Below are 20,552 nucleotides of genomic sequence, written 5' to 3'. Positions count from 1 at the left end.
ATCTTAAGCCTTCAAATTTTAGATAATCTATATGATAACCACAGTTTTAATCCCCGTTGTAGTCGTTTTTGGCTTAATAATTCTCTTTACCGGAATATTTACGGTAAAACAACAAACCTCAGCTGTTTTAGAGCGCTTCGGTAAATTTAGAAGTATTCGGAATTCCGGTTTACAGTTTAAAATTCCCATTATAGACCAGATCGCAGGAAGAATAAATTTAAAAGTGCAACAATTGGATGTACTCGTAGAAACAAAAACCAAAGATGACGTTTTTGTAAAACTGAAGATTTCTGTACAGTTTCAAGTAATAAAAACCAATGTATATGATGCATTCTATAAGTTGGAAAGTCCGCATGATCAAATAACTTCATATGTATTTGATGTAGTTCGTGCTGAAGTTCCAAAAATGAAACTAGATGATGTTTTTGAAAGAAAAGATGATGTGGCTATTGCTGTGAAAAGAGAGCTGAATCAGGCCATGTCTGATTACGGATATGACATTATTAAAACTTTAGTGACAGATATAGATCCAGATTCTCAAGTAAAATCGGCTATGAACCGAATTAACGCCGCTGAAAGAGAGAAAGTCGCTGCAGAGTATGTTGCAGAGGCAGAACGTATAAAAATCGTTGCTAAGGCTCGTGCGGAAGCAGAGAGCAAGCGTTTACAAGGACAAGGAATCGCAGATCAGCGTCGGGAGATTGCTAGAGGTTTGGAAGAAAGCGTAGATGTGTTGAATAATGTAGGGATAAATTCTCAAGAAGCTTCAGCATTAATTGTGGTAACTCAGCATTACGACACGTTGCAGTCTATTGGAGAACATACTAACAGTAATTTGATATTACTTCCTAATTCCCCGCAAGCAGGTAGTGATATGTTGAATAATATGATCGCTTCATTTACAGCTTCCAACCAGATTGGAGAGGCTATGAAGGAAAAGAATGCTGAACTACTCGCAGCAAAGCCGAAAACTAAAAAAAGGAGGAGTACTCCAGATAGAGAAGAAGAAACAGAATAGAGATTCTATAAAACAAGAAAAGGCGGATGCTTATTAGAACATCCGCCTTTTTATTTTATTTTGAAATTATCTTGAGGTAACTACCTTTTTAACTCCAAATATTTTTGATACTGCTTTTAAAACAAATGCTTTCTGAAGTATCGAACCAAACAGCCCTCCTACCAATGATATAGGCGAAAGACTTTCCTTTGTATGTTCTATACTCAAGCGGATCTCTTCCTTATCGATTTGATTTTGAAGTTTTAAAATCTTCAAATCCCGGTCTATTTCTTCAAATGAACTATACTCTTTCATAAAAATTATTTAGTCGTTAAAGAATGTTCTCGAAGATTTTATCAAAATGATCTTTTGAATTGGTTTTTTTCCGAAGAACCAGATTAGTGCAAAAACTAAGATGTAGAAACCTCCCACAATATAAAATCCTGCACTAGGCTTTTCCAAAGCAGTTCCAATAGCTAATGCTACTGCAATAGAGATAAAAAATAATGCTATTAAACATATAAAACCAAGCAACATCATGTTAACTAATGAGATCACTCCCATAATTATCTTTTTATAAAGATCTAATTTATAATACTCTGCACTGCTTTTGGCTAGATCGCGAATATTGTCGTTAAGATCGTGTATGCTGTTGGTTAGTTTTTCGAATGCCATAGGCTTATACTACTGCTTTATTAGCTGTTGTCTTAGCTTGCTCTACTTTAACGTCTTTTTGTAATTTGGCATTTTGCTTTCTTAAGTCTTCCAACTTAGATTCTAATGCAGATAAAATATCGTCTGCTTTAAAACTAGCTGAAGATAATGTAGATTCTAAACGAGATTCAAAATCTAACTTAGCTTGTTTAGCTTTAGAGGAAAGATTAGAACTTGTTTCTTGGTATTTCTTATTGAATTTATCTTGAGCTTTCTTAGCATCTTTATTCAATTTTTTTTCTTGTCTTTTCTCCGCTATCTGGAGCGTATAACAATCCAACTGCTGCTCCTATTGCAGCTCCAGTTACTAATGCTAAAAGTGTATTCCCTGTATTTGCCATGATTTTTTGATTTTTATAATTAATTCCACAAATTTAAGTTAAACCACAAGACATTCCTGTTAATAACCGGTTAATATGTAAACTTGCTTTACTAAAGTATTCTTAATGAAAAAACTTTTTAATAATCTAACTTAGCTTTTCCCATGAATCTCTCAAGGTAACTGTTCTATTAAAAATAAGATTTTCTTTTGTACTTTCTTTATCTATACAAAAATATCCTATCCTCTGAAATTGAAATTTATCGGCTACGCTAGCATCTTTTAAACTCGGTTCCACATACCCTGTTATCACTTTAAGAGAATCTGGGTTTACAAACTCCATAAAATCCTTTTCTTTATCTGCATCTGGTGCTGCAACCGTAAATAAGCGATCGTACAGCCTTATTTCGGCTTTAATAGCATGTTGTATAGAAACCCAATGTAAGGTTCCTTTTACCTTGCGTAAAGACTCCTCAGTACCACTTCCACTTTTGCTTTTTGGATCGTATGTACAATGTATTTCAAGAATATTTCCTTCTTCATCTTTAACAACGCTTTCCCCTTTTATGATATAGGCACTTTTTAAGCGAACTTCTTTTCCTAAAGTTAGTCTAAAGAATTTTCTATTTGCCTCTTCTTTAAAATCCTCACGTTCTATATAAAGCTCTTTTGAAAAAGGGATTTTTCGAGTCCCTGAGTTTTCATCTTCTGGATTGTTTTCGGTTTCTAACCATTCTTCTCCGTCTTCATAATTAGTAATTACCAATTTTACAGTATCTAATACGCCCATTACACGCGGAGCAATCTTATTAAGATCTTCTCTAATACAAAATTCTAAAAGTGACACATCAATAATATTCTCTCTTTTAGCAATCCCAATAGTATCTGCAAATTTTCTGATAGAAGTTGGCGTGTACCCTCTTCTTCTAAAACCGGAAATGGTAGGCATTCTAGGATCGTCCCAAGAATTAACCAGGTTGTTTTCTACTAATTGTAATAGTTTACGTTTACTTACAATGGTATGACTAAGATTTCTCCTTGCAAATTCCCGTTGCTTCGGAATAAAATCTCCGTTGTTACTAATTTTACTTATAAACCAGTTATATAATTCACGATGTGGCAAGAATTCTAAGGTACAGAAAGAGTGAGAAACACTTTCTATAAAATCACTTTCCCCATGTGCCCAATCGTACATTGGATATATTTTCCAAGCATCACCTGTTCTATGATGTTTTTTATGTAAGCTTCTATACATTACAGGATCTCTCATGATCATGTTAGAAGATGTCATATCTATTTTAGCTCTTAGCACATGAGCTCCTTCCGGAGTTTCTCCATTCTTCATCTTTTCAAAAAGCTCCAAATTTTCTGAAACAGATCTGTTTCTATAAGGGCTTTCTGTACCAGGAACTGTAGGAGTTCCTTTTTGTTCTGCGATTTCAGCTGAAGATTGACTATCTACATAGGCATTGAGAGACTTAATTAAATCTACAGCCCAATCATATAATTGTTGGAAATAATCTGAAGCATAGCACTCCTTATCCCACTTATAACCTAACCAAACCACATCTTCTTTAATAGCATCTACATATTCCTGCTCTTCTTTTGTAGGATTTGTATCATCAAACCTAAGATTCACCGGTGCATTATAACGCTCTCCCAAACCAAAATTTAAACAAATGGAGGAGGCATGACCTATATGCAGATATCCGTTAGGTTCTGGTGGAAAACGAAATTTAAGATCCTGTTTAGAGTACGACCCATTTAAATCTTCTTCTATAATTTGCTCAATAAAATTGAGAGACTTTTTTACTTCAGACATAGTTCAATTTCAAAATATCCTGCAAAGTTATCAAAAATTACCACGGAAAATCCATTATGGAGAGCTTTAGAATGTATATTAAAACAGTAAATAGGGTTTAAAATTCAACATAAACGGTAAATAGTTATCCTGAAGTCGAATTTTCTTGATAAATATCCCATAATATCGGCTGCAGTTTTACCTTTGTAAAAAAATATTTTGGGAAAAATAACATTAAAAAATATCAAGGTTTTCTCCTATCATGGTTGCCTGGATGAAGAAGGAAAAATAGGCAGTGATTATCGTGTAGATCTAATGGTAAAAGGGAATTTAACCCATTCTGCAAAAACAGATTCTTTAAGCGATACGATAGACTATGTACATCTAAATAAGATTGTTAAGGAAGAAATGGCTATTCGAACAAAGCTATTGGAAACAGTTGCAGATAGAATTCTTAAAAGGATTTTTAAAGAGTTGGAATTGGTGGAAAAAGCGAGAGTAGATGTTTCCAAAATCAATCCTCCAATTGGTGGTGATGTTGGAATGGTAACAGTTTCCAGTACTAAATCGAGATAGAAACTTGTGGGCGAACAGATATTTTTTATTACATTTGCCAACCTAATTTAATGGCATCGTGGCCGAGTGGCTAGGCAGAGCTCTGCAAAAGCTCGTACAGCGGTTCGAATCCGCTCGATGCCTCCAAAAGCTTCCTTTACAGGGAGCTTTTTTTTATGCAATTTATTCTAAATATTTGATAAAAAAATAGGCTTTAAATTTCCTTGTTGGTATCAATGTCAAAAACCACATTTCCAGGTTCTAGTATTTCTATTTGATCTTGTAGCCTTTCAATCTTTTTAGGAAATACCCCTCTGGTAATTAAAATCCCTCCAAAAACCACCATAAGCAAACTAATTGCTCTTTTCATTTTAAATATTCGGCCAGGAGTAAGTTTTCGGTTTAATTTTTTAGCGAGGAGAATTTTAAAAATATCAAGGAAAAGGTAGGTTGCTAAAACCGTAGAAAAGAAAACAGTAATTCGGTTTGGTTCCATATCTAAAGTAGGCCCAAAAACAATTATAAGGCCTAACCAGAAGCCCAACACTCCTATGTTTATGAAGTTTAATAAGAACCCTTTAGCAGCAAGACCAAAATAATCTTTTCTACTCAATTTTCTTACCTCAGGAATATCAGCCTCTACAGAAATAGATTTTTTGGTTTGTATAAAAGACATAATCCCATAAGTACCTAGGATCATCCCCCCAAAAATAAACAATCCGGGATCGTCTTTAAGACTGGTTAAAAGTTTAGAAGTACTTAAATATGCAATTAAAAGAAAGACAACATCTGCAAGAATAACACCTAAATCAAACGAAATGGCTGCTCTAAAACCTTTAAGAGCTGCAGTTTCCAGTAATACGAAGAAAACCGGACCTAAAAGGAATGCCAAGAAGATTCCCATTGGTATTGCAGCCAAAATATCTTGCACCATACAGTTATTTGATTTTCAAAAGGATAACTTGTTAGTTTATCTTCTTAATGGTTCCTCCAAAAATGGTCCTTTCATCTATCTTTTCAGGATCTCCGTACACATAAATGGTTCCTCCTGCTCTCACTTTTGCATTTACATAAGCTTTGGAAAATATACTGGCAGTTCCTCCCCCGGCAATACTAACTTTAACCTCTGATCCTATAAGGTTTTCTCCTTTAAAATCTCCGGCAGCTTTTACATCTATATCCTGCTTTACGGCATTACCGATTATAAAAAGATTTCCACCTGTAACAACGCTAGCATAAAGATTTTCCACATCTACATTAGCTTTTACATCTGCTCCCTCTTGAACTCTAATGTTAAGCATTGGCTGAGAAATTCTTCCGCATAAGTCTATCACGGAATTTTGCTTTGCTTCAACTTTTAATAATTGTTTATAAGAGATATTTACAATGGTATTATCTTCATTCCAAAGGTGATCTAAATCTACACTCACTTTCAAAACTCCATTTTTGACCTTAAGATTTACTTTATCCCGACTGCTGCCTGTAATAATAGCTTTATTTTCATCAGCTTGAGTAAAATTTACTTTGAGTCCTTTTGTAATTTCAGCCTCGGTAAAGTTGTCTAGTTCCACTGTTATTTCCTGAGCATAAACACTTGTAGCTAAGGATAAAAACATTAATAGTATATTTTTTTTCATCACTTATAATATTAATTAACTGGTTCTTTCTTTCCTATTAAATTGAAATCTAAATGCCTCTTTACAAGATCGGCATTTTTAACAGAAACATAAACTTCGTCGCCTAATTGGTACATATTCTTACTTTTTCTACCAACTATAGCATATTGTTCTTCATCGAAATCGTAATGATCATCTTTAATATCACGTAAACGAACCATTCCTTCACATTTATTAGCAATAATTTCAACATAGATTCCCCACTCGGTAACTCCAGAAATTACCCCTAAAAAGTCTTCTTCCTTGTGATCTACCATAAATTTCACTTGCATGAATTTTATAGAATCCCGTTCTGCATTAGTTGCTAAACTTTCCATTTCACTACTATGGTGACATTTTTCTTCATATTCCTCCTCCTTTGCGGAAGGTTTAGAATCTAAGTAGCTCTGTAGCAACCTATGCGTCATTACATCCGGATATCTTCTAATTGGGGACGTAAAATGTGAATAATAATCGAAAGATAAACCGTAATGCCCAATGTTTTTAGTGCTATAATACGCCTTACTCATTGTTCTAATAGTCAAAGTATCTACTAAATTTTGCTCTTTAGTACCTTGAACATCGCTAAGCAATTCATTTAAAGAATTAGAAATAGATTTCTTATCCTTTAAATTTATTTTATAACCAAATTTTGAAATTACTGTTTGTAAGGTGTTTAATTTAGAATCGTCCGGCTCGTCATGGCATCTATAAACAAAAGTTTTCTTCGGCGTTTGCTTTCCGATGAACTGTGCCACCCTTTTATTGGCCAACAACATAAATTCCTCAATAAGTTTATTAGCTTCTTGAGAAGTTTTAAAAAACACTCCTACTGGTTCATTTTCTTCATTTAAATTGAATTTTACTTCAACTTTATCAAAAGAAATGGCACCATCGGCCATACGTCTAACTCGCATTTGCTTTGCAAGATCATTAAGAGTTACAACGGCGTCTACCACATTATCTCCAACGTTGTATCCATTCTCACGAATAGATATTTCTGTTGGAATGATTCCTTTTTCTGTTTCAATGATATGCTGAGCTTCTTCGTACGCAAAACGTTCATCAGATAAAGTTACAGTTCTACCAAACCATTCGTTTTTTACATATCCTTTAGCATCTATTTCGAAAACTGCAGAGAAGGTATATTTTTCTTCATTCGGCCTTAAAGAACAGGCATTATTAGACAGTACTTCCGGTAACATAGGTACTACCCTATCTACCAAATATACAGATGTTGCTCTTTCATAAGCCTCATCGTCCAGAATAGTCCCCGGTTGTAAATAATGAGAAACATCTGCAATATGAATTCCTATTTCAAAATTGCCATTTTCCAACTTTTTAAAACTCAAAGCATCATCAAAATCCTTTGCATCTTTTGGATCTATAGTGAAAGTTAGGGTTTCTCTAAGATCCCTGCGCTTTTTAATTTCATTCTCCTGAATAGAGGTATCTATATTATTTGCAAAATCCTCTATTTCCTTTGGGAATTCATGCGGCAATCCATACTGTGCAAGAATTGCATGCATTTCTGTATGATGCTCTCCCGGTTTTCCCAAAACTTGTTTGATGCTTCCAAAAGGAGAATCTGCTTTTTCCGGCCATTCTTCCATGGTTACAACAACCTTATCTCCATCTTGTGCATCCAGCATTTTATTCTTCTGAACAAAAATATCTGTATACATTTTAGGATTTTGTATGGCGACAAAACCGAAGTTTGGTTGCATTTGTAAAACTCCTACAAATTCAGTTTTCTTCCTTTTAACAATCTTAACTATCTCTCCTTCAGATTTTCTTTTTCTTCGCTTGTTGTATACATAAACCTCTACCTCATCCCCGTTTAATGCTTTATTTAAGGCATTAGCAGGAATAAAAATATCCTCATCCATATCATCAACTACCACATATCCGAAGCCTTTGGTGGTCATATCAAGTTTCCCTTGATAATATTCGGGATTTCCACCCATTTTAAATTTTCCGGTTTGTACTTCTTCAATCTGTTTTTTAGCCGCCAACTGCGCTAAATTTTTAATTATTTTATTCCTGGAACTAGCATCTGTGAGATCTAGTTTTGCAGCAATTTGTTTGTAATTAAAGTCTGTACTTGGGGATTTTCTTAATATATCCAGGATGCTTTTGGAAAGTTTTCCTTCGTTCCTAGGATTTGATCCTTTATTCTTTCTATTCATAAATCTTAATAAGCTATAAAATTACAGTTAAAAAGTGACTTTAAAATATTCTATCAATAAATTTTTGTTAAGCCTATCAATCTAGGACTACAAAGAGTTCTTCTAAATTTTATTTGATTATCAGATACTTCACATTAAAAAAATCTTAAAAATTATTTTTATTTTCTTAATGTTTTCTTAATTTTAAACTTACATCTCTTCCATAATTTCCCCACAAATTTGTAAGAAAAAGTGATTTTAAATGAGTAAGTCCACTAAAATTTCGCTTTTATTCTATCTTATATTTCTATTGGGAATCTTAGGGGTTTTTTCTGCTGTAAGTAAAACGCTTAATAAGCAAAGTAATTTAGATCTTGATCCTTCCAGAAGTTCTATATCACAGCATATAGCCAAAACCAAATATTAAAAATCTAATACTAAGAAAAGAATTAATTTTTTCTTCATTTCAAAAATTAGGAATAGAGTGTAAGCCACTTATTTAAAGACTTTTATATCCAATTTCTATAATTTATTACTCTTTAAAATTTTTAAGTAGAAATAATTCTATTTTATATTCCTTAAACAGGGAACTTAAACTTGAAGTTATAAACACTTATATTATAATTATCTTTTTTCTTCTTTTTAAAAAATTAAAACTGTTGGTTATTATAGCTTGTTAACTTCTAGCATAACTTTTTTTGATTAAAAATAGGATTTTGAGATACCAACATTTTAGATTGACTTGTTAACAGGTTCATATATTTCTAAAGAACTGATTCTCTTATTATTTTAAGATTTACTTAACAATAGTGAATAATTATATGTTAATAGAAATCTTTGAAAACTATATCAAATTTGGTTGTTCACAATCTATATTTTGATGCTCATAACTTCCCTAGAAATTTCAAAGTTATAATTAGTTTATTTAAGGGATATTTTGCTATTCTAATTTTAAAAATAACTACCAAATTTTATTATTAGAAACTCACTTAATGTTATTCACATTTTATCAAAATTTACAATGCCTTTAAAATAAGGAAGATGGATAAAGTAATTAACAATGGATTTTATAATAGTTAACAAGCCATTTTTTACCTTTGCTCAAGCATTAAAAACAAACTTATGAAAATAGCTATTGGAAATGATCACGCAGGAACAGAGTATAAACAAACTATTGTAGCCTACTTAGAATCAAAGGGTATCGAGGTTATTAACTACGGTACTAACAATGAGGATAGCGTAGATTATCCAGATTTTGTACACCCTGTTGCAAGCGATGTTGAAAATAAAAAAGTAGATACCGGAATCATAATATGCGGGAGTGGAAATGGAGCTTCTATGACAGCTAATAAACATCAAGGTGTACGTTGTGCATTGTGTTGGACGGCAGAAATTTCCAAATTAGCCAGAGAGCATAACAATGCAAATATTTTAAGCATTCCTGCTAGATTTGTATCTCAAACTCAAGCTGTAGATATGGTAGATGTTTTTCTTAATACAAAGTTTGAAGGTGGACGTCACCAAAATCGCGTTGAAAAAATTCCGGTTAAGTAATTAATGGGGCACAACCACAGTCATGATCACTCTCATGTAGTAAAAGGTAAAAATCTTTTATTTTCTATATTTCTAAATATAGGAATTACTCTTGCCCAAGTAATTGGTGGTTTATTAAGTGGAAGTTTAGCCTTACTTTCTGATGCGCTTCATAATTTTAGCGATGTACTTTCTTTATTGGTAAGTTATATAGCTAATATCTTATCTAAAAGAGATGCTTCTTTAAAACACACTTTTGGATATAAAAGAGCCGAAATTGTTGCTGCATTTGTAAATGCGTCTACTCTTATTATTGTAGCTGTAATTCTTATTATTGAGGCAGTTCAAAGATTTCAGAATCCAGAAACTATAGATTCTAATCTCGTTATTTGGCTTTCCCTTTTAGCAATTGTAGGAAATGGTTTAAGTGTTTTGCTTTTAAAAAAGGATAGCGAAGCCAACCTCAATATGCGTTCTGCATATTTACACTTACTAACAGATATGATGGCTTCTGTTGCTGTACTTGCCGGAGGTTTGTTAATGAAGTATTATCAAATTTTTTGGGTAGATAGTGTACTTACCTTAGCCATTGCGGTGTATCTGATTATTGTAGGATACGATCTTTTAAAATCTGCCACCAAAGTACTTATGCTTTTTACGCCAAGCGATCTTGCTTTGGAAGATATAGCCGAAAAAATTTGTACAATTCCAACAATTAAAAATGTACATCATATCCATGTTTGGCAATTAAATGAAACTGAAATTCATTTGGAAGCGCATGTGGATTTTACTGAAGATATCCTACTTTCTAAATTTGATGACATCAGGGTAGAAATTGAAGAATTGTTGTATCATTCCTATGGGATCAATCATGTGAATATTCAATCGGAATTTGGTAAACGGGACAATAAAGATCTAATCGTTCAGGATTGAAAATAAAAATTATGCAGATAAAAGTAAAGACATTTCAAGAGTTAAGTTTGAATGAATTATATGAAATTTTGGCTCTTAGGTCTGAAGTTTTTGTGGTAGAACAAGATTGCGTTTATCAAGATATAGACGGAAAAGACCAGAAAGCACTTCATATTATGGGCTATAAAGATGAAGTATTAGTAGCTTACACACGATGTTTTGATAAAGGAATGTACTTCAATGAAGCTTCTATTGGAAGGGTGATAGTAAAAGAAGGTTTTCGAAAATATGGCTTTGGTCACGTTATTTTTGAAGCTTCTATTAAGGAGGTTGAGGAAAGATTTAAGGTAGATAGCATTAAAATTTCTGCCCAGAAACACCTTACCAAATTTTACGAAAGTCACAATTTTAAACAAATTGGAGAAGGCTACTTGGAAGATGGAATTCCACATATTGCAATGATAAAATCTTAGTTTTTATTGAATTGAAGAACCGATTTTATAAACTGCGATTTATAAGTAGTATCTTAATTTAATATTTCACAAATAATCAGCTCTTTTTTTAAAGTTTCAAATACGCTAAAATCATGAAAACTCTTTCTTCTTTTATTCTGATTTCTATTTTTTTACTGGCTTCCTGTTCCAGGAGCAAAGAGACATTGCAAAGTGAAGATTTTTCAATTACTAGTTATCCTCAAACATGGAACTTAGTTAAAATGACGGGTAGCATTGAAGGTTCTGAAAGTACAGGTGAGGAAATGGCTTGGCAAGAAAATTACGTTTTTAAGACTGATGGTTCATTTCTTAAAACAAGAATTACCGAAGGAGAATCAGAGTCGGCATCCGGAACTTATAGTTTTGATGAGAGTATTCAAAGTTTTATTCTCAACTATAACGAAACAAGCGCTATCATTGGAAGTTGTGATTCAAATACGAAAGAATCTCTTACTTTTAATGCAGAAAGCAATAGGTTACAAAGTAATTGGTGGGCTTGTGACGGACCGGGACTCTTTTATGCAAAAGCAAAATAGAAACTGCTCACTTTAGAGAAATCAATTGCCAAAATTAGACTCTAAAATGTTCCAAAAATCTTTCAGAATGATAGGTCAATGATAGGCTTTTATGATGTTTAAATTAAACCTTGCTTCTACTTTAAAATCCCAGAATATCTCGAAGAATTATTCAAGATCGCTTGCGCTTCAGTAATCTCAGGATTTTCCAAAATATAATGTTGATACAAACCTTCTTGGTAGAAATACCTTTTTATAATCTCATCTGTCAACAAAGTAGTAATCTCCGCTTTTTTGGTATCTAAATCGGCTTTCTTAGCAGTTTCAATTTCAGCTAGGGTTTGTTTATAATTATCTAAAATAGTATCACTAAAACCTTCCTCTTCCGCAGTAATTAACGCCTCTTCCAGGTCTTTTTCAGTACGGGTTTGGTAGCTAAAATTACTTGTATTCAAATAGGTTTTAAAGGCATTATAATCCTCATTTGTGAACTTGAAAGCTTGAGGGCTTTCTAATTTATGAGTATAATAATATTGGGTTGCAAAGTCGAAAATAGCATTACTAGCCAATAACGCATTGGTGATCGCACTAAATTCTGAAGTCTTTAAAGCTACATCCGGCAGGACTCCTCCTCCATCAAAAACACTTCTTCCGTTCTTGGTTTTAAACTCGTTGTAATCCTCTAATTTCGTTCTAATGGCTTTCCCATCTTGATCTCTTTCTCTATAATTTAAGGCTTGGATACATCTACCGCTTGGAGTATAATATCTAGAAATAGTAAGTTTTAATTGAGTACCATATGCTAATTCCTTCGGACGCTGAACGAGTCCCTTTCCAAAACTTCTAGCACCTACAATAACACCTCTATCAAGATCCTGTATAGAACCCGCAACAATCTCACTTGCCGAGGCACTGCGACCATTGATGATCACTACCAATGGAATTTTGGTGTTTATCGGTTCTTTTTGTGTAAAATACTCCCGATTATACTTTTCAATGACAGATTTTGTAGTGGTTATTAACTGCCCTTTCTCGAGGAAAATATTACTTACATTAATTGCTTCACTAAGCAATCCACCTAAATTCCCTCGAAGATCTAGAATTAATTTTGTGGCTCCTTTTGCTTCAAGATCTTTTAATGCTTTGATGGTTTCTGAAGATGCATTCTCATTAAATCTCGACAACACAATATATCCCGTATTATCGTTTAGTAATTCATAAAAAGGCACAGCTTTTAAAGTAACCAAACCTCTTGTTAATGTTGTAGACAGTTTTTTTCCTTGTCTTAGATAAGTAAGAGTAATTTGTGAGTTTGGAGCGCCATTAAGTAAATCTGAAGCATTATCTGTAAAATCAGCTACAGAGAGTCCTCCAATCTCTATTATTTCGTCACCGGGCTTTAAACCCGCTTTATCTGCAGGAAAATCTTTATAGGTCTCAAGGATTACGAAACTTTTTTCCTGGATCCTTACTGAAGCACCAATTCCTTGATATTCTCCGGCAGTATTCATTCTTGCCGCTTCTACATCTTGTTCGTTATAATAATTGGTATAAGGATCCAAATCTGCCAACATCGCTTTAATGGCGGTATCCATCAGCTCTGCCGGATTGGTTTCATCTACATAATTCATATTCAGCTCCTTAAAAAGGGTCGTGAATATCTCTAATTGTTTAGCTATTTCAAAAAAATCGGTTCTAAATGAGCTGGCGCCAATAAAGAGGCTTATAGCAATAAATACTACCGAAATTCTTTTAATGATCCTGGTTTTCATGAGCGGCCTCTTTTTCTATTAATTTGTTCAAAAGCTGAATGATGCAATCTGAAATTTCCTGAACGTCATATTTTTTACGTGCGGTAAATATGAACATCAACGCATATTTTCGATTTAAGTTGCTTTCTACAAGATACTTATTTTTCCTGAAAGCTTCTCGCATCAAGCGTTTCAAATGAATACGATCTACAGCTTTTTTAAAATTTCGTTTAGGTACCGAAACCCCGGTTTTACAAGTAGAAATTTCCGGATTTTTAATAGGATGATAAAGCAGTTTAATGGGAAACTGTTTAATAGATTTTCCTTCAGTAAAAAGGGTATCTATTAAAATTTTGCTTTTCAGTTTTTCTGAAGCAGGAAAGGTTTCACTCATTAATGCTGGTTGAGTTGGCTAAATTAAAAAAATCCGCTTTGGGAATTCCCAAAACGGATTTTTAATAGTAAAGCTTGAAATAGTTAAAGAATATTACTTCTCTTCAGTCGCAACTGCTTCCTTCAACTGATTATTCTCTCTGTTGATATCTGCCATTAATCCGGCAGGATCTATTTGAACATTAGAAATTGAACTTTTTGGCTTAGCTATACTTAACTTATAAGTTGGATATGCCCAAGCCCAGTCTTTAGCTACTGTTCTCTCCATACCCTCTTCAGCAGGTTTGTTCCAACGCATCATTTGCAATGGGATATAAATCATTTCTGAAGTTCCATCGGTATAAGTAACTTTCACATCCAAAGGCATTGGCATTAAACCAATACGCTCAAGATTCACAATAGTTGTTTCTCCTTCTTCAGTAAGATCTGTAACCGTATAATCTATCGTATTCGTAGTTTGCGTCCAGTCTATAAAATACCAGTCTAATTCTGCACCGGATACTTTTTCAGCAATTCTAATAAAATCATTCGGAGTTGGATGTTTGAATTTCCACTCGTCGTAATACCTGTTCAATGTTTTCTGAAGATTTTCCTGCCCAATAATATATCCTAATTGTGCCAGGAAAACAGAACCTTTAGTATAGGCAGCAGCTCCGTAAGCACCGTTCAAGTTATATCTATCTGCATGGGTAGTTTGTGGCTGTTCTACTCCAGATTTTGCCAAACCAACATATCCTCTATAAGAACCGGCAAAAATATTTTCCTTTTTAGATTCGCTGATCTCATTTTCCGCCAGTGTCGAAATATATGAAGTAAATCCTTCGTCCATCCATTCGTGCACACTTTCGTTAGTTGCCATTAAATGCTGAAACCAAGCATGTGCCAATTCGTGAGAGGTCACGCCAACTAAACTACCAAAATTTCGTTTTCCGGTAATTAGAGTAGCCATAGCATATTCCATTCCTCCATCTCCACCTTGGATCACAGAGTATTGATCCCATGGATAAGGGCCAATATGTTCGTTGAAAAACAACAATAATTCCTCTGTTTTAGGTTGAAGATTTTTCCAATTTTCTTTGATTTCCGGATCGTTCTTATATAAGAAATGCAACACGGTACCATCTGCAGCTGTTCTTTTATCATGAACAAATTCTGGATCTGCAGCCCAAGCAAAATCATGCACCATCGGTGCTACGAAATGCCATGTATGCTTCTCTCCTTTTTGTTCTTTTACTTTAGTTCCTTCTGCTTCATACCCATGTCCAATTTCTTGTGGATTCTGAAGGTATCCGGTTCCACCTAAAGTAAATTTCTTATCGATAGCTATTTTGACATCAAAATCTCCCCATACTCCATGAAATTCACGGCCTATATATGGATCTGCATGCCATCCTTGGAAATCGTATTCTGCCATTTTAGGATACCATTGCACCATAGAAAGTGCTACTCCTTCGGCATTATTTCTACCGGACCTTCTAATTTGCTGAGGCACTTGCCCTTTGAAATCCATCTTAAACGTTGCCTTTTCACCAGGTAAAAGTGGTTTACTAAGTTCAACTTCTAGTACAGTTCCAACTTCTTCAAAAGAAAGTGTTGCTCCATCTTGGGTTAAAGAACTCACTTTTAAATAGCCTTGCTCAGCTTCGGTTAATTTAGAAATGCGATCCCCTACTCTTCTGTCCGGATCTTTAATGGTTCTAGATCTCACATCCATTTCACTTCCTGGTTGGAAAGCATTAAAGAACAAATGGTAAAAAACACGATTTAAAGTATCTGGGGAATTATTGGTATACACCAACTCTTGATTTCCTGTGTATTGATAATTCTTTACATTCATATCCACTTCCATCTTGTAGTCAACTTTTTGTTGCCAATAGCAAGTGTTGTTTTGAGCTTGCGCCCAAATGCCTGTAAAAATTGTTATTGCTAAAAATATTCTCTTCATAATTTATTATTTGGATTCTCTTTCGGCTAAAATAAGCGCATTATATAAGTTTACCATCTTCCCGGAAACGGAAAGATCTGTAAATTTCATGTTTAAAGTATTTTCACTAACAACTACCGATGCTTTTGTAGAAACCCCACTGTTCATGATGATATTCTTAACCTGCGCAGCTGTTAATTTTGGATAAAAAGAACGAATGATAGCCGCTACTCCAGCAACTGCAGGTGCCGCCATTGATGTTCCTTGTAAATATTCGTAGGTGTTATTTGGTGTTGTAGACCAGATCTTAGTTCCGGGAGCAAAAACGTCCACATTGGTTTTTCCGAAGTTTGAGAAGCTCGCAACCAATCCGGAACCATATTCGTAATTAAGAGCACCAACGGTTAAAACATTATCTACAATTTCAGTTGGGTTTTGTGGTGTCTGATCGTTTGGATATACCATTTTAGTGTCTAGATCTAACCCCTCGTTTCCAGCGGCATTTACAATTAAAACATCTTTGGAAGCTGCATATTTCAAGGCATCCGTCACAAATTCAGGATTTGGAGAAAAGTATTTACCAAAACTGGTATTAATCACTTTTGCACCATTATCTACTGCGTAACGAATTGCCAAGGCGATGTCTTTATCATATTCATCTCCATCTGGTACCGCGCGAACGGCCATAATTTGCACATTATTGGCAACTCCGTCGATTCCAATATTATTTCCTCTCTTTGCTGCGATTATTCCCGCCACATGAGTTCCATGTTTTATATCTTCTTTATCTTTTGTAGGACCAGAAACCTCATTATTTCCGTATTTGGTATCGGTAATATCATAAGGATTATCTCCAACGATTGCTCTTCCATCAAGGTTTAAATTGAAGTGCGTATTAAGCCTATTTGCAAAATATTCAATTCCTTCATCTAATTGTTTTAATGCTTCCGGAATATTTTCATCTACATTATTCTGAATTTGAGAGAGCATGGCTTTATACTGCTGCATTTCTTGGGTAGTAGCTTCCATTGCAGCCAATTCTTTCTTCGTATAATCTTCTTTTCCAAGTTTAGCAGAAACTGCTTTGTGAGCAATTGTAAGTTGTTGCTTTATTTGCTCGTATTGAGTTTTATTCTGAAGATTTTCATTGTATTCCTTTTCGTATTCTGCTTTGGCACTTAAATAAATATCGTACTCAGCTCTGTCTCCATTGGTAATTCCTGAAGCAGGTTTACCTTCGTATTTTGGTTTTAAACGCTTATAAATACGAGTATATTCCATGTTTTCCTTCACCGCGTCTCCAAGGAAATTCCAACCATGAATATCGTCTACATAGCCATTCTTATCATCATCTTTTCCATTGTTGGCTACCTCATCGCGATTAACCCAAACAACGCTTTTTAGATCTTCGTGGGCAATATCAACACCGCTATCTATAACAGCAACGATCACCTGATTTCCGGTTTTGTTCTTAATAATCTCGTTATATGCCTTATCTATACTCATTCCCGGGATAGTATCTGTAACCAGATCGTACTGTCCCCAATTTTTTAATTGAGTATCTGTAAGCGGAGTGATTTTTAAAGGTATCTCATCTATATTCTCTATCGGTGTAGAAATAAGAACGGGATTTGTAGTACCACAGGCCGCGAATGTAAATGCAATTCCCGCAATAAATAGGGGTTTAATAAAGGGTATTTTCATTTTGAAATATTAATTAAAAAGTTCGTTAAAAGTAAAAGTTCTGTCTAACCGCACACCTTTATCAGTGTTTTTCACGGTAATAATATGGTTATGAGCATCATGTTCTAAAAATAAATAAAGATTTTCATCTGCTGCTTTTTTCATAAACAGCTCCTTTTCACCTAGTGTTAACAATGGACGCGTATCGTATCCCATTACAAACGGAATTGGAATATGTCCAGCTGTTGGTAGGAGATCTGCCATAAAAACCAAGGTTTTATCTTGATATTTAATATGCGGAATCATTTGTTTATCCGTATGTCCATCTACAAATAACACACCAAAACCAAGCTGCTCTGCGGTGATAAAAGTTTCTGATGGATCTTTTTCCAGAAAATGAAGCCTTCCGCTTTGTTCCATTGGAATGATGTTTTCTTTCAAAAATGATGCTTTTTCGCGAGCGTTTGGCTGGGTAGCCCACAACCAATGATCTTTGTTACTCCAAAACCTTGCGTTTTTAAAAGCCGGCTCGTAGCCAGTTCTATCTTTATTCCATTGCACGCTTCCTCCGCAATGATCAAAATGCAGATGTGTCATAAAAACATCTGTGATATCGTCTCTATGAAATCCATGTTGCTTAAGCGATTTGTCTATGGAATGTTCGCCCCATTGGTAATAATAACCAAAGAATTTTTCACTCTGCTTATCGCCCATTCCAGCATCTATCAAGATTAGCTTATCGCCTTCTTCGATCAATAAACAACGTGCAGCAATATCAATCATGTTGTTATTATCTGCAGGATTGGTTTTATTCCATAAAGATTTAGGAACTACGCCAAACATAGCACCACCATCCAACTTAAAATTTCCCGCTTCTATAGGATATAATTTCATAAATCGATATTTGAGATGCAAAGTACTAAAAACCGCTATACTTACTTATTGGCACCACTTGGGAATTTAAACTTTTTAACAAAATATTGAGGATTGTAATAGGTAACAATAGTTTTTTCAGGCTGTAACTTATAAAGTGTATTTATTTAATAGAAACATCCTATTTTTGCATTTTTAATTCTATTTTACTTTAAAATTAAATAGAACCCTACTAATTTAAATTTCACCGGCATGGAAATACCAACTTTTTTCAAAAAAGTAAATAGCCAAAGTGATTTTTAATTAAAACTTATTGAATGTTAGAACTCGCAGGTATAATTATATTAGGAATCTTAGCCCAGTGGACCGCTTGGAAATTGAAGATTCCGGCTATTCTCCCTCTTATCTTAATCGGTCTTTTTGTAGGTCCAATTTCTACAATGCTTTCTGAGGATGGTACAAAATGGATAGAACCTATTTGGAATGGGGAAGAAGGTCTTTTTCCGGGAGAAAGCTTGTTTTACTTTGTTTCCCTAGCCATTGCAATTATTTTATTTGAAGGTGGTTTAACCCTCCGGAAGAGCGAAATTGGGAATGTTGGCCCTGTAATCTTAAAGCTTATAAGTGTTGGAGTTGTTGTAACCTTCTTTGGAGCAGCAATAGCAGTACATTTTATCTATGATTTTTCTTGGGAGATCTCATTCTTATTTTCTTCATTGATCATTGTAACGGGACCAACGGTAATCACCCCTATCCTTAGAAATATTCCTCTTAAAAAACATGTTTCTTCAATCTTAAAATGGGAAGGAATTTTAATAGACCCTATTGGAGCCCTGGTAGCCGTATTGGTTTATGAATTTATTTTGGTAGAAAGTGGGCAGGATTTCACGCAAACCGCATTAATTGAGTTTGGAAAAATTGTTTTATTCGGATTCACCTTTGGATTCACCTTCGCCCATATTTTAGCGTTTTCAATCAAAAAAGATATCATTCCGCATTATTTGCTGAATGTTTTCACTCTAGCTACCGTTTTAGGAGTGTTTGTATTGTCGGATATATTCGCACATGAAAGTGGCTTATTAGCAGTGGTAGTAATGGGAATGGTAATGGGAAATACCAAATTACCGAATCTAAAAGAGCTTCTTTATTTCAAGGAATCCTTAAGTGTTTTATTAATCTCGATCCTTTTTATCCTTTTGGCAGCCAATATGGAAATGGATGATTTACTGCTAATTTATAACTGGAAAGCTTTAATCTTATTTGGGATTGTAATGCTTGTTATTCGTCCATTAGGAGTGATTTTTAGCTCTTTTGGCTCGGGATTAAAAATTAGTGAAATTGCTTTTATTAGCTGGGTTGGTCCCCGCGGAATTGTAGCAGCAGGTATCGCTTCTTTATTCGGATTAAAATTAGCCAGTGAAGGCGTAGAGGGAGCAGAATATATTACTCCTTTGGTTTTTATGATCGTTTTGTGCTCAGTTTTACTGAATGCTACTACAGCGCGTTTATTTGCTAAACTGGTTGGTGTTTTTATTACCAATTCTGAAGGAATTTTAATTGTAGGTGCCTCTTCCGTCTCAAGAATCATTGCAAAATATTTGAAGGATAATAAAAGGCATGTCGTTCTTGTAGATAATAACGCGGCCAACATTAGAAAAGCAAAAGCGCTGGGAATTGAAGCCTTAGAAGGAAGTGTATATTCAGACGATCTTTTAAATAATATAGAGCTGAGCGATATTGGTTATTTAATGGCAATCACCGGAAACAGTGATATTAATAAAACTGCAATCCAGAAATTTCAAAAGCAATTTGGAGAGCAAGGTTCTTTTAGGCTGATCTCTACAGATGAAATGAACGATCCGGAGAGTAATCCGGATGAAGGACTATTTTCTCATACGGACGATTTTATTAAGCTTACAGAAGTTTCTAGAAAATATCCTAATATTCATGAAATCTTTTTAAATAGTAAAGAACACTATGATGGAATTATAGAGATTTCCAAAACAGATACCGAAGTGGTACCCTTATTCGTAAAAACTGAAGCTGGAGACCTTAAAATTATTCCATCTCATAGTCAGGAAGTGGAAATTAAGGAAGGCTATCAATTAGTATATCTTGGGAAAGAGATTCAACCCAAAGAAGAAGCTTTAACGGATAAAGAAGAAGTAACAGAATAGAGAACTACATGAATTTATATAAAAAAAAGCCTCGTAAATACTTACGAGGCTTTTTTTATAGGTTATGTTTTTAGAGTTATCTAACTCT

Annotated in this window: 19 protein-coding genes, 1 tRNA gene and 1 pseudogene; 9 read left to right on the top strand and 12 right to left on the bottom strand. The window is 34.3% G+C overall.

What is annotated here, in order from left to right; translation table 11 throughout:
- The first annotated feature begins 31 nt into the window (after positions 1-31).
- Positions 32-1,018, top strand: coding sequence for an SPFH domain-containing protein (locus ON07_RS03335; RefSeq protein ID WP_010228202.1), 987 nt, complete (start codon positions 32-34; stop codon positions 1,016-1,018).
- Positions 1,019-1,084: 66 nt separating this feature from the next.
- On the opposite strand, the gene ON07_RS03330 is transcribed toward ON07_RS03335, so the two are convergent.
- From ON07_RS03330 to ON07_RS03315, 4 genes and pseudogenes are all read right to left on the bottom strand, one after another.
- Positions 1,085-1,312, bottom strand: a complete 228-nt coding sequence (locus tag ON07_RS03330) for a DUF6327 family protein (RefSeq protein WP_010228200.1) — start codon at positions 1,310-1,312, stop codon at positions 1,085-1,087.
- 9 nt (positions 1,313-1,321) lie between these two features.
- Entirely contained in the window at positions 1,322-1,672 is a 351-nt protein-coding gene (locus tag ON07_RS03325; protein ID WP_010228198.1) for a phage holin family protein, read from the bottom strand.
- Positions 1,673-1,676: 4 nt separating this feature from the next.
- Positions 1,677-2,052 (bottom strand): annotated as a pseudogene (locus ON07_RS14375) (YtxH domain-containing protein).
- A 126-nt stretch (positions 2,053-2,178) separates the two neighbouring features.
- Complete coding sequence (locus ON07_RS03315; RefSeq protein ID WP_010228196.1) at positions 2,179-3,852, bottom strand: glutamine--tRNA ligase/YqeY domain fusion protein; 1,674 nt, start codon at positions 3,850-3,852, stop codon at positions 2,179-2,181.
- A 198-nt stretch (positions 3,853-4,050) separates the two neighbouring features.
- On the opposite strand from ON07_RS03315, the gene folB reads away from it, so the two are divergent.
- Positions 4,051-4,407: a dihydroneopterin aldolase gene (folB, locus tag ON07_RS03310; RefSeq protein WP_010228194.1), complete on the top strand. Its 357-nt coding sequence runs from the start codon at positions 4,051-4,053 to the stop codon at positions 4,405-4,407.
- Positions 4,408-4,459: 52 nt separating this feature from the next.
- Positions 4,460-4,533: transfer RNA gene (locus tag ON07_RS03305), tRNA-Cys, on the top strand.
- A gap of 67 nt (positions 4,534-4,600) precedes the next feature.
- Here ON07_RS03305 and ON07_RS03300 read toward each other — a convergent pair.
- Genes ON07_RS03300 through rnr form a run of 3 tightly spaced genes read right to left on the bottom strand, consistent with a single transcriptional unit; the run spans position 4,601 to position 8,230 of the window.
- A complete protein-coding gene (locus tag ON07_RS03300; RefSeq protein WP_010228192.1) occupies positions 4,601-5,320 on the bottom strand; it encodes a LysE family translocator in 720 nt (239 codons plus the stop codon).
- Positions 5,321-5,351: 31 nt separating this feature from the next.
- Positions 5,352-6,023: a head GIN domain-containing protein gene (locus tag ON07_RS03295; protein ID WP_155807122.1), complete on the bottom strand. Its 672-nt coding sequence runs from the start codon at positions 6,021-6,023 to the stop codon at positions 5,352-5,354.
- Between the two features lie 11 nt (positions 6,024-6,034).
- Complete coding sequence (gene rnr, locus ON07_RS03290) at positions 6,035-8,230, bottom strand: ribonuclease R (RefSeq protein WP_010228190.1); 2,196 nt, start codon at positions 8,228-8,230, stop codon at positions 6,035-6,037.
- Positions 8,231-8,471: 241 nt separating this feature from the next.
- On the opposite strand from rnr, the gene ON07_RS16410 reads away from it, so the two are divergent.
- The 5 genes from ON07_RS16410 (at position 8,472) to ON07_RS03270 (ending at position 11,684) form a co-directional block, all read left to right on the top strand.
- The gene (locus ON07_RS16410; protein WP_155807121.1) at positions 8,472-8,636 is read left to right on the top strand and encodes a hypothetical protein; all 165 of its coding nucleotides are present in this window, start codon (positions 8,472-8,474) and stop codon (positions 8,634-8,636) included.
- Positions 8,637-9,331: 695 nt separating this feature from the next.
- Positions 9,332-9,763 carry a ribose 5-phosphate isomerase B gene (rpiB, locus tag ON07_RS03285; RefSeq protein WP_010228189.1) on the top strand — a complete coding sequence of 144 codons (432 nt, stop codon included), beginning with the start codon at positions 9,332-9,334 and terminating at the stop codon, positions 9,761-9,763.
- 3 nt (positions 9,764-9,766) lie between these two features.
- Complete coding sequence (locus ON07_RS03280) at positions 9,767-10,675, top strand: cation diffusion facilitator family transporter (protein WP_010228188.1); 909 nt, start codon at positions 9,767-9,769, stop codon at positions 10,673-10,675.
- 11 nt (positions 10,676-10,686) lie between these two features.
- Positions 10,687-11,127, top strand: a complete 441-nt coding sequence (locus ON07_RS03275) for a GNAT family N-acetyltransferase (RefSeq protein WP_010228187.1) — start codon at positions 10,687-10,689, stop codon at positions 11,125-11,127.
- A 113-nt stretch (positions 11,128-11,240) separates the two neighbouring features.
- On the top strand, positions 11,241-11,684 hold the full coding sequence (locus ON07_RS03270) for a hypothetical protein (protein WP_010228186.1): 444 nt from the start codon (positions 11,241-11,243) through the stop codon (positions 11,682-11,684).
- A 116-nt stretch (positions 11,685-11,800) separates the two neighbouring features.
- Here ON07_RS03270 and ON07_RS03265 read toward each other — a convergent pair whose 3' ends face one another.
- From ON07_RS03265 to ON07_RS03245, 5 genes are all read right to left on the bottom strand, one after another.
- Positions 11,801-13,435 (bottom strand): S41 family peptidase, encoded by a 1,635-nt coding sequence (locus ON07_RS03265; protein ID WP_010228185.1) that lies wholly within the window; start codon positions 13,433-13,435, stop codon positions 11,801-11,803.
- A complete protein-coding gene (locus tag ON07_RS03260) occupies positions 13,416-13,808 on the bottom strand; it encodes a ribonuclease P protein component (protein WP_010228184.1) in 393 nt (130 codons plus the stop codon). The genes ON07_RS03265 and ON07_RS03260 overlap by 20 nt, the downstream gene beginning before the upstream one ends.
- A 93-nt stretch (positions 13,809-13,901) precedes the next feature.
- The gene (locus tag ON07_RS03255) at positions 13,902-15,752 is read right to left on the bottom strand and encodes a M1 family metallopeptidase (protein WP_010228183.1); all 1,851 of its coding nucleotides are present in this window, start codon (positions 15,750-15,752) and stop codon (positions 13,902-13,904) included.
- A 6-nt stretch (positions 15,753-15,758) separates the two neighbouring features.
- A complete protein-coding gene (locus ON07_RS03250; RefSeq protein WP_010228182.1) occupies positions 15,759-17,435 on the bottom strand; it encodes a S8 family peptidase in 1,677 nt (558 codons plus the stop codon).
- 9 nt (positions 17,436-17,444) lie between these two features.
- Positions 17,445-18,308 carry an MBL fold metallo-hydrolase gene (locus ON07_RS03245; protein WP_010228181.1) on the bottom strand — a complete coding sequence of 288 codons (864 nt, stop codon included), beginning with the start codon at positions 18,306-18,308 and terminating at the stop codon, positions 17,445-17,447.
- 296 nt (positions 18,309-18,604) lie between these two features.
- Between ON07_RS03245 and ON07_RS03240 the strand changes: the two genes are divergently transcribed.
- Positions 18,605-20,464 carry a cation:proton antiporter gene (locus tag ON07_RS03240; protein ID WP_010228180.1) on the top strand — a complete coding sequence of 620 codons (1,860 nt, stop codon included), beginning with the start codon at positions 18,605-18,607 and terminating at the stop codon, positions 20,462-20,464.
- Positions 20,465-20,552: the final 88 nt, after the last annotated feature.

The sequence above is a fragment of the Gillisia marina genome, assembly GCF_000258765.1.
In the GTDB taxonomy this organism is placed as follows: Bacteria; Bacteroidota; Bacteroidia; order Flavobacteriales; family Flavobacteriaceae; genus Gillisia; species Gillisia marina.
This window is presented reverse-complemented; position numbering and strand designations above follow the sequence as displayed.

Bases quoted from the DNA above. Each gene is read 5' to 3' on its own strand.
- ON07_RS03335 (WP_010228202.1), top strand. From the start codon at position 32: ATGATAACCACAGTTTTAATCCCCGTTGTAGTCGTTTTTGGCTTAATA.
- ON07_RS03330 (WP_010228200.1), bottom strand. From the start codon at position 1,312: ATGAAAGAGTATAGTTCATTTGAAGAAATAGACCGGGATTTGAAGATT.
- ON07_RS03325 (WP_010228198.1), bottom strand. From the start codon at position 1,672: ATGGCATTCGAAAAACTAACCAACAGCATACACGATCTTAACGACAAT.
- ON07_RS03315 (WP_010228196.1), bottom strand. From the start codon at position 3,852: ATGTCTGAAGTAAAAAAGTCTCTCAATTTTATTGAGCAAATTATAGAA.
- ON07_RS03300 (WP_010228192.1), bottom strand. From the start codon at position 5,320: ATGGTGCAAGATATTTTGGCTGCAATACCAATGGGAATCTTCTTGGCA.
- ON07_RS03295 (WP_155807122.1), bottom strand. From the start codon at position 6,023: ATGAAAAAAAATATACTATTAATGTTTTTATCCTTAGCTACAAGTGTT.
- rnr (WP_010228190.1), bottom strand. From the start codon at position 8,230: ATGAATAGAAAGAATAAAGGATCAAATCCTAGGAACGAAGGAAAACTT.
- ON07_RS16410 (WP_155807121.1), top strand. From the start codon at position 8,472: ATGAGTAAGTCCACTAAAATTTCGCTTTTATTCTATCTTATATTTCTA.
- rpiB (WP_010228189.1), top strand. From the start codon at position 9,332: ATGAAAATAGCTATTGGAAATGATCACGCAGGAACAGAGTATAAACAA.
- ON07_RS03280 (WP_010228188.1), top strand. From the start codon at position 9,767: ATGGGGCACAACCACAGTCATGATCACTCTCATGTAGTAAAAGGTAAA.
- ON07_RS03275 (WP_010228187.1), top strand. From the start codon at position 10,687: ATGCAGATAAAAGTAAAGACATTTCAAGAGTTAAGTTTGAATGAATTA.
- ON07_RS03270 (WP_010228186.1), top strand. From the start codon at position 11,241: ATGAAAACTCTTTCTTCTTTTATTCTGATTTCTATTTTTTTACTGGCT.
- ON07_RS03265 (WP_010228185.1), bottom strand. From the start codon at position 13,435: ATGAAAACCAGGATCATTAAAAGAATTTCGGTAGTATTTATTGCTATA.
- ON07_RS03260 (WP_010228184.1), bottom strand. From the start codon at position 13,808: ATGAGTGAAACCTTTCCTGCTTCAGAAAAACTGAAAAGCAAAATTTTA.
- ON07_RS03255 (WP_010228183.1), bottom strand. From the start codon at position 15,752: ATGAAGAGAATATTTTTAGCAATAACAATTTTTACAGGCATTTGGGCG.
- ON07_RS03250 (WP_010228182.1), bottom strand. From the start codon at position 17,435: ATGAAAATACCCTTTATTAAACCCCTATTTATTGCGGGAATTGCATTT.
- ON07_RS03245 (WP_010228181.1), bottom strand. From the start codon at position 18,308: ATGAAATTATATCCTATAGAAGCGGGAAATTTTAAGTTGGATGGTGGT.
- ON07_RS03240 (WP_010228180.1), top strand. From the start codon at position 18,605: ATGTTAGAACTCGCAGGTATAATTATATTAGGAATCTTAGCCCAGTGG.